12 protein-coding genes and 3 tRNA genes are annotated in these 14881 nt (G+C 67.2%); 2 read left to right on the top strand and 13 right to left on the bottom strand.

What is annotated here, in order from left to right:
• Positions 1-168: 168 nt before the first annotated feature.
• From QM748_RS06995 to QM748_RS06970, 6 genes are all read right to left on the bottom strand, one after another.
• Positions 169-244 (bottom strand) — tRNA-His (locus tag QM748_RS06995).
• Positions 245-259: 15 nt separating this feature from the next.
• Positions 260-336, bottom strand: a tRNA-Arg gene (locus QM748_RS06990).
• Between the two features lie 26 nt (positions 337-362).
• Positions 363-439 (bottom strand) — tRNA-Pro (locus QM748_RS06985).
• Positions 440-497: 58 nt separating this feature from the next.
• A complete protein-coding gene (locus tag QM748_RS06980; RefSeq protein ID WP_415246297.1) occupies positions 498-1769 on the bottom strand; it encodes a hypothetical protein in 1272 nt (423 codons plus the stop codon).
• Between the two features lie 19 nt (positions 1770-1788).
• Entirely contained in the window at positions 1789-2007 is a 219-nt protein-coding gene (locus QM748_RS06975) for a DUF2249 domain-containing protein (RefSeq protein WP_415246296.1), read from the bottom strand.
• The gene (locus tag QM748_RS06970; RefSeq protein ID WP_415246295.1) at positions 2004-2459 is read right to left on the bottom strand and encodes a hemerythrin domain-containing protein; all 456 of its coding nucleotides are present in this window, start codon (positions 2457-2459) and stop codon (positions 2004-2006) included. The genes QM748_RS06975 and QM748_RS06970 overlap by 4 nt, the downstream gene beginning before the upstream one ends.
• A gap of 173 nt (positions 2460-2632) precedes the next feature.
• On the opposite strand from QM748_RS06970, the gene QM748_RS06965 reads away from it, so the two are divergent.
• Complete coding sequence (locus tag QM748_RS06965) at positions 2633-3862, top strand: MFS transporter (RefSeq protein ID WP_415246294.1); 1230 nt, start codon at positions 2633-2635, stop codon at positions 3860-3862.
• Between the two features lie 27 nt (positions 3863-3889).
• Here the strand turns inward: QM748_RS06965 and QM748_RS06960 are convergent, their stop codons facing one another.
• Both QM748_RS06960 and QM748_RS06955 read right to left on the bottom strand, forming a co-directional pair.
• Entirely contained in the window at positions 3890-5152 is a 1263-nt protein-coding gene (locus QM748_RS06960) for an MFS transporter (protein WP_415246293.1), read from the bottom strand.
• Positions 5153-5183: 31 nt separating this feature from the next.
• Positions 5184-6422, bottom strand: a complete 1239-nt coding sequence (locus tag QM748_RS06955) for an NAD(P)/FAD-dependent oxidoreductase (RefSeq protein WP_415246292.1) — start codon at positions 6420-6422, stop codon at positions 5184-5186.
• 117 nt (positions 6423-6539) lie between these two features.
• Here QM748_RS06955 and QM748_RS06950 point away from each other — a divergent pair, with 117 nt between their 5' ends.
• Positions 6540-10301: a DUF748 domain-containing protein gene (locus QM748_RS06950; protein WP_415246291.1), complete on the top strand. Its 3762-nt coding sequence runs from the start codon at positions 6540-6542 to the stop codon at positions 10299-10301.
• 187 nt (positions 10302-10488) lie between these two features.
• Here QM748_RS06950 and sufT read toward each other — a convergent pair whose 3' ends face one another.
• The 5 genes from sufT to sufC are packed head-to-tail and all read right to left on the bottom strand — an operon-like array spanning position 10489 to position 14876.
• A complete protein-coding gene (sufT, locus tag QM748_RS06945) occupies positions 10489-11058 on the bottom strand; it encodes a putative Fe-S cluster assembly protein SufT (protein WP_415246290.1) in 570 nt (189 codons plus the stop codon).
• Positions 11059-11069: 11 nt separating this feature from the next.
• Positions 11070-11522 carry a Fe-S cluster assembly sulfur transfer protein SufU gene (sufU, locus tag QM748_RS06940; protein WP_263459302.1) on the bottom strand — a complete coding sequence of 151 codons (453 nt, stop codon included), beginning with the start codon at positions 11520-11522 and terminating at the stop codon, positions 11070-11072.
• Positions 11523-11532: 10 nt separating this feature from the next.
• Positions 11533-12774, bottom strand: coding sequence for a cysteine desulfurase (locus QM748_RS06935; RefSeq protein WP_415246289.1), 1242 nt, complete (start codon positions 12772-12774; stop codon positions 11533-11535).
• Positions 12771-14093 (bottom strand): Fe-S cluster assembly protein SufD, encoded by a 1323-nt coding sequence (gene sufD / locus QM748_RS06930; protein ID WP_415246288.1) that lies wholly within the window; start codon positions 14091-14093, stop codon positions 12771-12773. The genes QM748_RS06935 and sufD overlap by 4 nt, the downstream gene beginning before the upstream one ends.
• A gap of 3 nt (positions 14094-14096) precedes the next feature.
• The gene (sufC, locus tag QM748_RS06925) at positions 14097-14876 is read right to left on the bottom strand and encodes a Fe-S cluster assembly ATPase SufC (protein WP_415246287.1); all 780 of its coding nucleotides are present in this window, start codon (positions 14874-14876) and stop codon (positions 14097-14099) included.
• Positions 14877-14881: the final 5 nt, after the last annotated feature.

The following is a 14881-nucleotide window of genomic DNA, read 5'->3' as shown; positions in this document are numbered from 1 at the left end:
CAGGTGTGGCCGGCTGAGGGCTGATCAAGGCCATCGGCGCATCCGGCGAGGCAGGTCATCGTTGGATGCGCCGGATGTTCGTGAATCGAGCGCAGGCCGGCTCGGCAGAGCCATGTACATGCAAAACAAAAAGGGCTGTGGATCAGTATCCACAGCCCTTGCTGTATATGGGGCGACATACCGGAATCGAACCGGTGACACCTGGAGCCACAATCCAGTGCTCTACCAACTGAGCTAATGCCGCCACTAAAACCTGTCCTGGCCTGCCCGGCAGGGATCGAACCTGCAACCCCCAGCTTAGAAGGCTGGTGCTCTATCCAGTTGAGCTACGGGCAGATTCCCGCGGGCATCGAGGTGTGAGCTGGTCGGGGTGGAGGGATTCGAACCCCCGACATCTTGCTCCCAAAGCAAGCGCGCTACCGGACTGCGCTACACCCCGAGAGCCGCGAACTATACAGAGGTCCCGGCATGCCGTCAAACATCTTTTGCGGGATTTTTCATGTTTCCCGTGCGTGCTGCCAGTTACGCACAACGCGTAACATGTTGAGCATCAGCCACCCGAATTCAATAAGCATCAACAGCCCGGCAAGGCGCGCGGCACCAGCCGCGAACACGCCGGTGGAAAGAGTGGCGAGTACCGCGAGATGGAGTTTCAGCTGTCGTTTGACAGGAGCGTCGGGCAGCAGCTTTTTCATGTTCGGGGCCCGGATGCCGGCCTGGGTGAGGTGCAGCCAGGCGAGGAAAGGGACGATCTTGTACAGCATGGCGCTGATGGCGCCGGCGAAGCCGCCGTGCAGGATGAGCACGCCGGCGAGCACCGACCAGTGGCCGGCATCGTCGACGAGGTTGAGGCTCAGCGCGGCGATGCCGGCGAGCATCGCGATCATCGCCATGCGGAAGGCGTGGAAGGAGGTGTCCGGCATGCTGCGGCGGGTGCGCGACTGCAGCCTCAGGGTCAGCAGCGAGAAGGCACAGAAGGCGAACATCAGGGTGATGCCGAGGATCATGCTCGTGCCATCCGCACCGAGCGAGCGGGCCGTCAACCACAAGATCAGGCCGGCCAGCACTGCAGGAGCCCACCAGCGGGTAAACCGGATGGGGTAGCCGGGCGTGATCTGGAACATCGGTACCACGACCCAGCTGGTTGCAGCCAGCAGGATGCCGCCCCAGCCCAGCCAGCCCCATGCGGCATGCAGATCGACGGCATCGGGCAGCGGTATCGGCAGGGGCTTGCCACGGCCGATGGTGAAGGCGAGTGCCAGTCCGAGCACTGCGGTGACTGCCAGGCCGATCATGGCCAGGCGCAGGTCGCGAGGGGCGTGGCTGGTGACCTTGACCGACGGCGAGCGGATCAGGCCTGCCAGCGCGGCAAAGAGGAAGATGCCGATGCCGGTGAGCAGCAGCAAGGCGCCACCGATGATGGCGTCCGGGATGCCGAAGGCGAGGCCGCCGGCAAGGCCGGCGGCGCCGAGCGTGAGCAGCGCATGGCTGCTGCTTGCGACGCCAAGTGCTGCAGGGATGGAAATGCCGGCGACAACGGGGAGGATCTGCTGCAGTGCGCCGACCATCACCTGCAGCATGAAGCCGGCTGCGAACAGGTGGACGGCGGCGAGTGCGCCGGGCGTCCACCGCGAATCGAGCACACCGTCGCCGAACAGCAGCACCAGCCCTGCGCAGATGCCGAACAGCGGTGCGGTCAGAAAGAAGCGCAACGGCGCCGACAGCGGCGGCGTGTCTTCATAGGCGAGTCCCGGATTGGCGCTGCTCATGGCTTGCTCGCGGCAGTGCTCATGGACGGCCGATCAGGATCTCCACGGCGCCATCGTCGCGGATGTTCACCTCGTTGCGGTAGCCATCGCGGTCGAGCATGCGCAGCAGCGGATGCGGCATGCGATCGAGCAGCAGGGTGAATTGCTGGCCGGGCTGCAGGTCGGCCAGCGCTTCCATGGCGCGTTCGAAAGGCTCCGGAGGTTCCAGACCGCGGGCGTCAACGATGCTCGTGTTCATGATGCGTGCTCCACGGCGAGTGCCTGGGAAAGATGGCTACAGAGTTCGTCCCTTGCGTGAGCGAGGCGGGCGTCGCACATCGGATAGAGGATGTTCTCTTCCTTCATGTTGTGCTGCTGCATCATGATCAGCAAGGTTTCCGCCTCGCCGGCGAAATCGTCGGCGTCGCGTGCCTGCAGCGCTTCCCGCAGGCGCGCGAGTGCGGCGCGCATGTCGGCGTGTTCGCCGCGCATGACCTGGGTCGGGCCCTGGGTCATGCCGGTGGCGGCTTCGAAGGCGGGAAAAAGCTGCTGCTCCTCGGCTTCGAAATGGGCGCTCAGGCCGTGGGCGAAGGCTTCCAGGGCTTCGCCTGCGCCTTGCCAGTCATGGCGGGCGGCGAGTGTTTCCGCGCGGGCGAAATCGTGGTCGCAGGCGCGGTGATCGTGGGTCATCAGTTCGGCTATCGTGCTCATGGTCTGCTCCGATGGGATGGAGGCCATTCTCCGCCGTGACCGTCGGCCGGCATTGATGCGAGTCAAGTCGGGTAAGGCGCCGCCGATGGTTGGCGAGGCGATCGCTTGCGATTCGTTTGAGGAATCGTGCGCCACGCAGGCACAATCGCGCTTTTCGTTCCGCCGGAGGCGGCATGTCGAATGCTGCTGTGCCGGGCGCCTGGAGCCGGATCTTCCTGCCCTTTGCGCTGGGCTACTACCTGTCCTACCTGCTGCGTACGGTCAATGCGGTGATTTCGCCGGCGCTGACTGGCGAGCTCGAGCTGTCGGCCGCTCAGTTGGGACTGCTGACCAGCATGTACTTCTTCGCCTTCGGGCTGGCGCAGATTCCGGTCGGGATCGCGCTCGACCGCTATGGCCCGCGCCGTGTCGAGAGCGCCTTGCTGCTGCTGACCGCGCTGGGGGCGATGCTGTTCGCACAGGGCGATTCGATCGGCAGCCTCGCTCTGGGCCGGGCATTGATCGGGCTGGGCGTGTCGGCCTGCCTGATGGGCGCCTTGAAGGGTTTTGCGCTGTGGTATCCGCCCGATCGGCAGAGTTCGATGACGGGCTACGTGATGGCCAGCGGCGCGCTGGGGGCGCTGACTGCCAGCGCGCCGCTCGAGGCCTTGCTTCCGCTGCTTGGCTGGCGGGGCGTGTTCTGGGGCATCGCGGCCGTTGCGTTGGCGGCGTCGGCCAGCCTCTTCTACAACCTGCCGCGCGAGGAGTCGCCTGGCGGCCAGCTCAGCCTGGCAAACATCGTCCGGGGCGTGGCGGATATTTTCGCCGCGCCTGCCTTCCTGCGTTTCGCCGGCTCCTCGCTGTTCTTCGTCGGCGGCTTCATGGCGCTGCAGAGCCTGTGGGCGGTGCCCTGGCTGATGCACGTCGAAGGGCTGAGCCTAGCGGAAACGGCCCGCATGCTGCTGGTGCTGAATCTCGGCATGCTGACCGGGCAGCTGTCCATCGGCATGTTCGGCGTGCGTCTGGCGCGCCGCGGCGTGCAGCCTCTGCGCATGCTGCAGGTCGGTTATGCGGGCCTGCTGCTGGTATTGGCGGCGATCCTGTTCAGGGTCGGTCCGGTCGTGGTGGTGTGGTTCCTGTTCGGCGTGCTGTCCGCCGTGAATTCACAGTCCTACCTGGCGGCAGCGAACAATTTCCCGCGCGAGATGTTCGGCCGGGTCAGCACCTCGATCAATCTGATGGTCTTCCTCGGCGCTTTCCTAGTGCAGTGGGGTATCGGCCTGGTGCTCGATCTGCTGCGCAACTGGGGCTGGGCGATGCCCGAAGCGCTGCAGTTCGCCTTTGCCGTGCTGCTGCTGTTGCAGGCTTTCGGCTACCTGCCGCTGCTGGGCAAACGTGCGGGAAAAGGCGGGAGCAGGGCCTGAGCCGCCACAGGCCGGCGGCCTTTTCGATCAGCCCTCTCGGGCTGCAGCACGCTGCTGCCGGGCGGCGCGCGCGGCGACGCCGAGGCCCGCCAGTCCCGCCGAGCAGACACCGAGCACCAGCGCCATCGCCGAACCGTAGAAGATGGCCGAGCTCATGCCGGCGTCGAGCATGGCCCCGAATACCGGTGCTGCGATGCAGAAACCCAGATCCAGCCCGGAATACACCGTGCCGTATACGCGCCCGGTCGCGCCGGGCGGTGCGGCACGCTTGATCAGCATGTCGCGCGAAGGGCCCGCCAGTCCGATCCCCATGCCTGCCAGGGCCGTCGTCGCCAGCGCCGCCGTGCCGGACAGCAGGCCCGAGCCCACCAGCGCCAGCAGCATGGCCGTGGCGAGCAGGCATACGCTGATGCTCTTCTCCAGCCGTTCCACGCGCGCGGCGAGGAAGCCGCCGACCACCATGCCGGCGGCGCCGCACAGCATGTAGCCGGTCACCACCATCGCCGTCAGCGACAGCGGCAGGCCGTAGAGCTGCTGCAGCGTGGGGCTGGCGAAGCTCTGGATGGCCGTCAGCGAGCAGGTGCTCCAGAAGAAGAAGGAAAAACACAGCCACACCGAAGGCAGCTTCAGGAAGGCGAGCGGATGTTCTTCGGCCGCAGCGGTGGTGTTTTTCGCGGCCGGGCCTGCCGATGTTCCCTGGCGATCGTCGAGTGCGTCGCGGTTCCAGATCATGATGATCAGCACCACCAGCGCCATCATGGAGCCGGACAGGCAGGCGATGCGCCATGAGCCGGTGGCCGTGGCAATGCCGGCCATGAACACCGGCGCCGTCGCCCAGCCCAGGTTGCCCGAGATGCCGTGCACCGAGAAACCGTGCCCCAGCCGCTGCGGCGACACGCGCTTGTTGAGGATGGTGAAATCCACCGGATGGAAGGGCGCATTGCCCAGGCCCGCCAGCACCGACGCCACCAGCAGGCCGGCGTAGCTGGCGGATGAGCCCGCAACCAGCCCTGCCAGCACGAAGCAGGACAGCGCGCAGAACAGCACCGGTCGTGCGCCCACTCGGTCCACGAGGAAGCCCGACAGTGCCTGGCCGACGCCCGAGATCACGAAGAACACCGAGACCAGCAGTCCCAGTTGGGAATAGCTGAAGCCGAATTCCGCGATCAGGAACGGAAACAGCGGCGGCAGCAGCATGTGGAAGAAGTGCGACGAACCGTGCGCCAGGCCGATCAGGCCGATGGTGCGGGCATCCTGCCGTAGCGGAAGGGGGTGTGCGGTGGAAGTCATGCGTGGATGATGACAGCTTGGCGCGGCCGGGTCAGGCTGCCAGCCCGCAGGCCACGCCCGAGGACCAGGCCCACTGGAAGTTGTAGCCGCCCAGGTGGCCGGTGACGTCCATCACCTCGCCGATGAAATACAGGCCGGGGCAGGCGCGCGCCTCCATCGTTCGTGACGACAGCGCGTGCGTATCCACGCCGCCGAGCGTGACTTCGGCCTTGGCGTAGCCCTGCGTGCCCGATGGCGCCAGCTTCCAGCCCGACAGCGTGGCGGCGATGGTGCGCAGCTCGGCATGGCGGAAGGCGTTCAGCGGCTTCGTCCAGCCGTGCAGCTCGCACCAGGCATGGGCGAAGCGGCGCGGCAGGCGCTCCGACAGCAGGTTGGCGAGCAGGGTACGCTCGCCGGCGTGTTCGAGCAGCCAGGGTTCGGTATCGAGGTCCGGCAACAGGTCGAGCGCGATCGGCTCGCGCTCGTCGTCGCCGTAAGCCTGCGTCTGCCAGTAGTTCGACACTTGCAGGATGGCCGGCCCGGACAGGCCGCGGTGCGTGATCAGTGCGGCTTCGCGGAACACCGGGCCGCGGCAGCGGGCCTCGACCTCGAGCGAGATGCCGGCCAGCGGCGCGAGCCGCGACAAGGCCTCGGGCGGCAGCGTCAGCGGCACCAGCGCCGGCAGTGGCGCGATCACCGGCAGACCGAACTGCTCGGCCAGCCTGTAGCCCAGCGGGCTGGCGCCGATCTTCGGAATCGACAGCCCGCCGGTGGCGACGACCAGGCTTGGGGCGGCAAAGCGGCCGATGCTGGTGTCGATGAGATAGCCTTCGGCACCGCTGCCGCCGCGGGCCACTTCCAGCACCTTTGCCGGCATGGCCCAATCGACGCGGCCGTCCTCGCATTCACTGCGCAGCATGTCGATGATCTGCTGAGCGGAATCGTCACAAAAAAGTTGGCCCCAATCCCTTTCGTGGAAATCGATGCCGTGGCGCTGCACAAGCCCGATAAAATCCGCCGCCGTGTAGCGCGAAAGTGCGGAACGCACGAAATGCGGATTGCGGCTGAGGTAGTTGTCGGCGCTGACGCGGCGGTTGGTGAAGTTGCAGCGCCCGCCGCCGGAAATGCGGATCTTCTCGGCCAGCTTCTCGGCGTGATCGACGAGCAGCACGCGGCGGCCGCGCTGGCCGGCGGTGGCTGCGCACATCATGCCGGCCGCACCGGCGCCGATGACGATCACGTCGTAGCTGCGGTCGGCCGGCTGGCGGCCGGAGGAGGCTGGGTGCGCCACGTGGGTACCTGCAATGTCGAAAGCGGCGCAGAATACGCGCTGCGCCATCGGGCGGCAAACGCGCCGGCCGGATGGCGCAACGAACAGATCGAGAATGTCAGCTTGCTGGGGTGATTTATGACTGATACCACCACCGGTCCGAACGCACCGCTCCGCAAACGGAGCCTGCTTCGCCCGGCGTTGTGGACCGCGGGTGTGGTGATCGTGATCGGTGCGGTCGGCTTCCTTGCCGTACCGCCGGTTGCCAAGCACTACGCCGTGAAAATTCTGGGCGAGACGCTCGGCCGGCCGGTGTCTATCGACGGCGTCGCCCTCAATCCCTTCAGCGCCACGGTCGAAGTGCGCGGACTGAAGATCCTCACAGCCGATGCCGGCAGCGAGGCATTCGCCTTCGAGGCGCTGCGGGTCAATGCCGAACCGATCCAGTCGCTGATACAGCGCGGCGTGGTGCTGCATGAAGTGGCGCTGAGCGGGCCGCGGCTCGAGGTCGGCATCGATGAGGGCGGGCGCCACAGCTGGAGCGACGTCGCCGAGCGGATCGAAGCGATGCTCGCCGACAAGGAAGAGCCGGCCGACGAATCCGGCGCCTTGTTCTCGATCGGCAACATCCGCATCAGCGGCGGCCATGTCCGGGTGGACGACAAGCCGCGAGGGCTGGTGCACGAAGTGGCGGACCTGGAGGTCGGCCTGCCCTTCATCTCGAACCTGCCGGTGAAGGTCGATGTCTTCGTCGAACCCAGCCTGTCGGCCTCGCTCGACGGCAACCCGCTGCACATGAAGGCGCGGCTGAAGCCCTTTGCGGATTCGCAGGACACCATTCTCGACGTGGTGCTCGACAAGTTCGACCTCACGCCCTGGCTGGTCTATGCGCCTTTCGATCCAGCGTTCAGCCTGCCGTCGGCCCAGCTCAGCAGCAACATCGAGCTGACTTTCAGGCAGGCCGAGGACGGCAAGCCCGAACTCGCGCTGAGCGGACCGCTGAAGCTCGAGGCTTTCCAGTTGCTGGACAAGGACGGCACGGCGGTCGCGAACATTCCCGAGTTCGAACTCGAGTTCGCCGACGTGCAGCCGCTGATCAACCGCTGGCACTTCACCCGCCTGCGGCTGGCGCAGCCCGAGATCGACCTGGTGCGGCTGGAGGACGGCGGCATCAACCTGCTCAAGCTGCTGCCGGCGACCGCAGAGCCGGCACCCGAGGCGAAGCCGAAGGCAAGGCAGCAGAAGGGCGAGGCCGAGACGCCTGCGGCGGAGGCTTCGGGCACGGCCGATGCGGCCGGAAAGCCCGACTTCCTGCTTGCGCACGCGCGGATCCGTGACGGCATCGTGCGCTTCGAGGATCGCAGCCTGAAGCAAGCCTTCAAGACCCGCATCGAGGCGATCAACCTCGACCTGCGCGACCTCGCCACCGATGCCGAGATGCCGGCCGAGATCCGGCTCGACTACGTCACCGATGCCGGCGAGAAGCTGGTGCATGAAGACCGCCTGCGCCTCGAGCCCTTCGAGTTCGACGGCCTGCTGAACTTCGAGGCCATCCAGGCGTCGCGCTACGCTCCCTATCTGGCCGAAGCCTTGCCGGGCGGCGAATTGCGCGGCGGCACGCTCAGCGGTGCAGTGCGCTACCACGTCGTACTGGACGGCAAGGGCGAGCCACGTATCGATCTCAAGGCGGATACGCTGGCAGTGCGCGATTTCGCCCTGGCGCTGAAGGGAGCAAAGGACGCTGCGCTCAAGGTGCCCGAACTGGATGCGCGCGAGGCGGTGCTCGATCTCGATGGACAAAGCGTCAAGCTCGCCGCGCTCGACATCAAGGGCGCGAGCGTGGCGGTGGTGCGGCTCAAGAACGGCGACATCGACCTGCTCGGCATCACCGGCCCGGCCGCGAAACCCGGCGACAAAACCGCCGCCCAGAAAGCCGGCAAGTCCAGGGGCGGCAAGCCGGCCGCGGAAGCGCCGTGGGTCGTCGCCGTCGACAGGTTCGCATTGCAGGCTGCGTCGGTACGGCTCGAGGACCGCACGGTGAACAAGCCGGTGGTGCTGGCCGTCGACAACATCGGCCTGCAAGTGGATGGTTTTTCGACGGCCAAGGACGCGCTCAGCCAGCTCAAGCTCGACTCGCGCATCAACCGCAATGGCCGGCTCGGCGTGAGCGGCAGTCTCGGACTGGAGCCGCTGAAGGCCGATCTGCGCATCGATGCGCGCAGCATCGACCTGCTGCCTGTCCAGCCCTACGTGCTGGAACAGACCAAGATCGCGATTTCGCGCGGCAATGTCACGACCCAGGGACGGCTCAAGCTCGACACCGGGCGCGGCGGCGTGATGCGGACGAACTTTCGCGGCGACGTCAGCGTCGGCAATTTCGCCTCGGTGGACAAGCTCAACGCGACCGACTTCCTGCGCTGGCGCAGCTTGCGCGTAGGCGGCATCAATGTCGACGTCGAGCCCTTCTCGCTGGCGGTGCAGCGCATCACCCTGGATGATTTCTACACTAGGCTCATTCTCGATGAACAGGGGCGCCTGAACCTGCGGGAAATACAGGGCGGTGATCAAGCGGGGGGCGGCGGAGCGGCGGCGGCGACGCAGCCGCCCTCGTCGGCGCCCTCGGCGCTTGACCCGTTCGCCGATCCGTCGCTCGCCAACACCGGCCGGCGCGAGACCGAAGGGCAGCGCAGTGCGGAGCTGCCGGAGCCCAGTGCGCCGCCGCCGCCGATCCGTATCGACTGCATCGAGATCAAGCGCGGCAACATTGCCTTCAGCGACCGTTTCGTCCGTCCGAACTACGACGTCAATCTGACCGACATGGCAGGGGAACTGGCCGGTTTGTCGACCGATCCGAGCACGCTTGCCAGGCTGGACTTGACCGGCAAGGTCAACAAGGCGGCGCCGGTCAAGGTCGCTGGAGAGCTGAATCCCTTCCGCCATGATGCGCATCTCGACATCCTCGCCTCGGTCAAGGATTTCGAACTGACCGGACTGTCGAGCTACGCCGGCAAATACGTCGGCTACGGCATCGCCAAGGGCAAGCTGTCGGCCGATCTCAACTACAAGATCGAGGATCGCAAGCTCACCGCCACCAACCAGATCTTCCTCGATCAGCTCACCTTCGGCGACAAGGTCGACAGCCCGGACGCGCTGAACCTGCCGGTGCAGCTCGCGGTATCGCTGCTGAAGAACAGCCGTGGCGAAATCGACCTGCACCTGCCGGTCAGCGGTACGCTGGACGACCCCGAGTTCAGCGTGTTCGGGCTGGCGATGAAGATGCTGTTCAACCTGATCGGCAAGGCGGTCACCTCGCCGTTCGCGCTGCTCGGTTCGGTGCTGGGCGGAGGAGAGGAACTGTCGCACCTGGATCTGGCGCCCGGGGCGGCCGCACCCGCCGACGCCGAGCACGAGAAGCTTGCGACCCTGGCCAAGGCGCTGCTCGACAGGCCTGCGCTCAGGCTCGACGTCACCGGCCGTGCCGATCCGGCAGTCGATACCGACGGCCTGAAGCAGGCATCGCTGCAGAACATGGTCAAGGCGGAGAAGCTCAAGACGATGGTGGCGAAGGGGCAGGAGGCACCATCGCTCGACGACATCGAAGTGGGCGCGGAAGAGTATGGCGAGCTGCTGAAAAAAGCCTATCGCGAAGGCGATTTCAAGAAGCCGAAGAACTTCATCGGCATGACCAAGGATGTGCCGGTGGCCGACATGGAGGCGCTGATCCTGGCCAACGCCACGGTCGGCGACAACGAACTGCGTGCCCTGGCGCAGCGGCGCGCCCAGGCCGTACGCGACTGGCTGGCTGGCGAAGGCGGCGTGCCGGGCGAGCGCATCTTCGTGCTCGAGCCCAAGGTCGAGGCGGCCGGCGACAGCGGACAGGTGCAGTTTTCGCTGCGCTGATGCGAGGGGGATGGGTTTCGCCTTTGGCCCGATCCATGAAGAAGATTTCCCGGTAGGAGCGGTTTAGGTCGGGGGCGCCCAGCTGCGAAAGCGGTATCAGGCCCCTGTTCACGGCTAGGCGCCCCCCGGCTGAAGCCGCTCCTGCGGCGACGTGTGCATCGCTTGGCGGTCAAGACGCCGTCCAGCCTCAAAACAAACCCATCTCCAGCCGCGCTGCCTCGCTCATCATTTCGCGGCTCCACGGCGGATCCCATGCGAGTTCGACCGTTGCTTCCCTGACGCCGGGGATCTCGAGCAGCTTTTCGCGCGCCTCGTCGGCGATCAGCGTGCCCATGCCGCAGCCGGGCGCGGTCAGCGTCATGCGCACTTCCAGGCGGAAGCCGCCGTCGGGCAGCGGCTCGGCGGTGCAGCCATAGACCAGGCCGAGATTGACGATGTCGATCGGAATCTCGGGGTCGTAGCAGGTGCCCAGCACTTTCCAGGCGTTCTGCTCGACCGAGGCGGCATCGGCTTCGCCTTCGGCGTGTGCGGGCATCGGTGGCGGCAGCTGGGGTTCCAGCCCCAGCGCAGCGGCGTCGCGTTCGGCGATGCGGTACAGATTGCCGCCGCACATCACCGTGATCGAACCGCCCAGGCGCTGCGTCACCAGCGCATAAGCGCCTTCGGGCAGCGTCTCGGGCTGGCCCCAGGGCACGCTGACGGCGTCGCAGTCGCGCGCCAGCACGCGGGATTCGGTTTCGGCATAGCGTTCACCCATGGTCGTCTCCGTCATTCGGTGCGGGCCGGCTCCTGGGCGCCGACGATCGCGTTGTGCAGGGTGTGCCAGGCCAGCGTGGCGCACTTCACCCGCGCCGGAAACTCGCGCACGCCGGACAGTACCGCCAGCTTGCCGAAGTCGCGGTCGGGCGGCACGTCGGTGAGCAGGGCGTGGAAGTCGTGGAACAGGGCTTCGACTTCGGCCACCGGCTTGCCTTTGACGGCCTCCGTCATCAGCGAGGCCGAGGCGGTGGAAATCGCGCAGCCGTGGCCGACGAAGCTGACGTCCTTGACCAGACCATCCTCGATGCGCAGATAGACCGTGAGCTGGTCGCCGCACAGCGGGTTGTGGCCGTCGGCCTGGTGGTCGGCGTCGGCCATGGCGTGGAAGTTACGCGGCTGGCGGTTGTGGTCGAAGATGACCTCCTGGTACAGCTCGCGCAGGTCGGGGGCGCTGTCGTTCATGGGGCGTCCTTCAGGTTCCGAACAGTTTCTGGGCCTTGCCGATGGCGGCCGCCAGGGCGTCGACATCGACTTGTGTGTTGTACATCGCCAGCGAGGCGCGCGCGGTGCCGGGAATGCCGAAGCGGTTCATCAGCGGCATCGCGCAATGGTGGCCGGCGCGGATCGCGACACCTTCGGCATCCAGGATGGTGCCGAGGTCGTGCGGGTGGATGCCATCGACCAGGAAGGACAGGATGCCTGCCTTCTCCCTGGCCGTACCCACCAGCCGGATGCCGGGCAGCGTGCCGATCGTCGCCGTGGCGTAGTCGAGCAGGGCGTGCTCGTGCGCGGCGATGCGTGCCAGGCCGATGCCCTGCACGTAGTCGATCGCGGTGGCCAGGCCGATGGCGCCGGCAATGTTCGGCGTGCCAGCCTCGAAGCGCTGCGGGGCGTCGGCCCAGGTGCTGCGCTCGAAGGACACGGTGCGGATCATGTCGCCGCCGCCTTGCCAGGGCGGCATCGCCTGCAGGATGGGCTTGCGTGCGTAGAGCACGCCGATGCCGGTCGGGCCGTACAGCTTGTGGCCGGAGAAGGCGTAGAAATCGCAGCCGATGGCCTGCACATCCACCGCCTGGTGGGCCACGGCCTGGGCGCCATCGACCAGCACCAGCGCACCGGCGGCATGGGCACGCGCGGTGAGCTCGGCCACCGGGTTGATGCTGCCGAGCGCGTTCGACACGTGGGTGATGGCGACGAGCTGGGTGTCCGAGCCCAGCAGGGCGTCGAAGGCGTCGAGGTCGAGCTCGCCGGCATCGCTGACCGGTGCGACCTTGAGCACCGCGCCGGTCTGCTCGCACAGCAGCTGCCAGGGCACGATGTTGGAGTGGTGCTCCATCGCCGTGATCAGGATCTGGTCGCCGGCGCGCAGTTCGGCGCGGCCCCAGCTCTGTGCGACCAGGTTGATGGCCTCGGTGGTGCCGCGGGTGAACACGATCTCGTCGGCGCTCGCGGCATTGATGAAACGCTGCACCGTGATCCGCGCGTCGTCGTACAGCTCGGTCGCATGCTGCGACAGCCAATGCACGCCGCGATGGATGTTGGCGTTGGATTCCAGATAGAAGCGCCGTTCGGCCTCGATCACGGCCAGCGGCTTCTGCGTCGTCGCGCCGTTGTCCAGATAGGCGAGCCGGCGGCCATGCACCTTGCGGGCGAGGATCGGGAAATCGGCAGCGACGTCGAGCTGCGCCGGGTGGATGTCGGCAGGGGAATTCACAGCAGTTCCTCCAGCAGGGCGCCGCCCGGCAGGCGGGTCAGCAGGGCGGCGCGGGCGTGGCGGCGCAAGGCGTCCTGGGCGATGCGCTCGATCACTTCGGCGGCGAAGGCGTAGGTCAGCAACTGGCGCGCATGGGTTTCGTCCACGCCGCGGGTGCGCAGATAGAACAGCGCGCTGTCGTCGATCTGGCCCACGGTGGCGCCGTGCGCGCATTTGACGTCGTCGGCGTAGATCTCCAGCTCGGGGCGGGCGTCGGCTTCGGCCATCTTCGACAGCAGCAGGTTGTCGCAGCGCTGCACCGCGTCGGTGCGCTGGGCGTCCTGGGCGACGATGATGCGGCCGGCGAACACGCCGCGGGCGTTGCCGTCCACCAGGCCGCGATAGTGCTCGCGGCTGGTGCCGAGCGGCCGGGCATGGTCGATCAGCGTGTGGTGGTCGACATGGCGCCGGCCATCGACGTGGTACAGGCCGTTGAACAGCGTCTCGCAGCCTTCGCCGTCGAAGCGGGTGCGGATGTCGTTGCGCGCCAGCCTGGCGCCGAAGGACAGCGAATGCGTGGCGAAATGCGAACCGCGCGCCTGCTCGGCCTCGATGCCGGCGAGGTGGATGCTCTGTTCGTCCTGCTGCTGCAGCTTGACGTGGCTGATGCGCGCATCCTGCGCCGCCTGCACGCGGGTGACCACGGTGGCCAGCGTGCTGCCGCCGCCGAGGTGATGTTCGACGATGCTGGCCTCGGCATTGGCTTCGGCCACGATCAGGTTGCGCAGGTGGCTGTCGGCCGCGCCGGTGGCGCCGATGAAGACCAGGTGCAGCGGCTGCTCCAGCGCCGTGCCGGGTGCCAGATGGACGAAGGCACCGTCGCTGCACAGCGCCAGGTTGAGCGCGTACGGACTGGCGACGGCGGCGTCATCCCCTGCGGCGCTGCCGAAGGCGGCTTCGACCGCCTCGGGCCGGCGGGCCAGGGCCTCGGACAGGGCGCTGACCGTGATGCCCGCCGGCAGCGGCGGCCTCACCGACAGCGCCGGCTCGAAATGCCCGTCGACGAACACCAGCCAGTGGCCGCCGTCGTCGAAATCGGCGCGCAGTGCCGCCAGTGTGGTGGCCGGATGCGGCGCGTCCTCCGGCGCCGCCAGCGGCTGCTGGTCGAGGAAGGCGAGCGAAGTGTGGCGCCAGGCTTCGAGCCGGCTCGTCGGCCAGCCGGCGGCGGCGAAGCTGTCGATCGCGTCGCGGCGGCGGCCGGTCAGCCAGGGCAGCGCGGCGCCCGGCAGCGTGGCGGCGCGCTCGCGCTGGCGTGCGACCCAGGTATCGATGGTATTCATGGCTCAGTCTCCCGCCGCGCCCGCGGCCTGCGCGGCGCCGGCACCGCTTTCGATCCAGCCGTAGCCGTGCTGTTCCAGCTCCAGCGCCAGCTCGCGTCCGCCGGAGCGCACGATGCGGCCTTTCGACAGCACATGCACCCGGTCGGGCACGATGTAGTCGAGCAGGCGCTGGTAGTGGGTGATGACGATCATCGAGCGCTCAGGCGAGCGCAGGCGGTTGACGCCTTCGGCGACCACTTTCAGCGCGTCGATGTCCAGGCCCGAGTCGGTTTCGTCCAGCACTGCCAGCTTGGGTTCCAGCAGCGCCATCTGCAGCACTTCGTTGCGCTTCTTCTCACCGCCGGAAAAACCTTCGTTCACCGAGCGGTAGAGGAATTCCTCGCGCATGCCGACGGCCTTCATCTCGGCCTTGACCCTTGAGAGGAAGTCCATCGCATCGTATTCGGACAGGCCGCGATGGCGGCGCACGGCGTTGACCGCCGCCTTCAGGAAATAGGCGTTGGAGACGCCGGGAATCTCGACCGGGTACTGGAAGGCGAGGAACAGCCCGGCGCGGGCGCGCTCCTCGGCGGGCAGCGCGAGCAGGTCGATACCGTCCCAATCGACGCTGCCGGCGGTGACCTCGAAAGTGTCGCGCCCGGCCAGCACCTGGGCCAGCGTGCTCTTGCCCGAACCGTTGGGGCCCATGATGGCGTGCACCTCGCCGTCCTTCACTTCGAGCTCCAGGCCGTTCAGGATGGCCTTGCCGTCCACTGCGGCGTGCAGCTTGTCGATCTTCAGCATGTCAT

This window comes from Thauera sp., assembly GCF_047601425.1.
Lineage (GTDB): Bacteria > Pseudomonadota > Gammaproteobacteria > Burkholderiales > Rhodocyclaceae > Thauera.
Note: the sequence above shows the minus strand (reverse complement) of the source record. Positions and strands in the feature narration are given on the sequence as shown.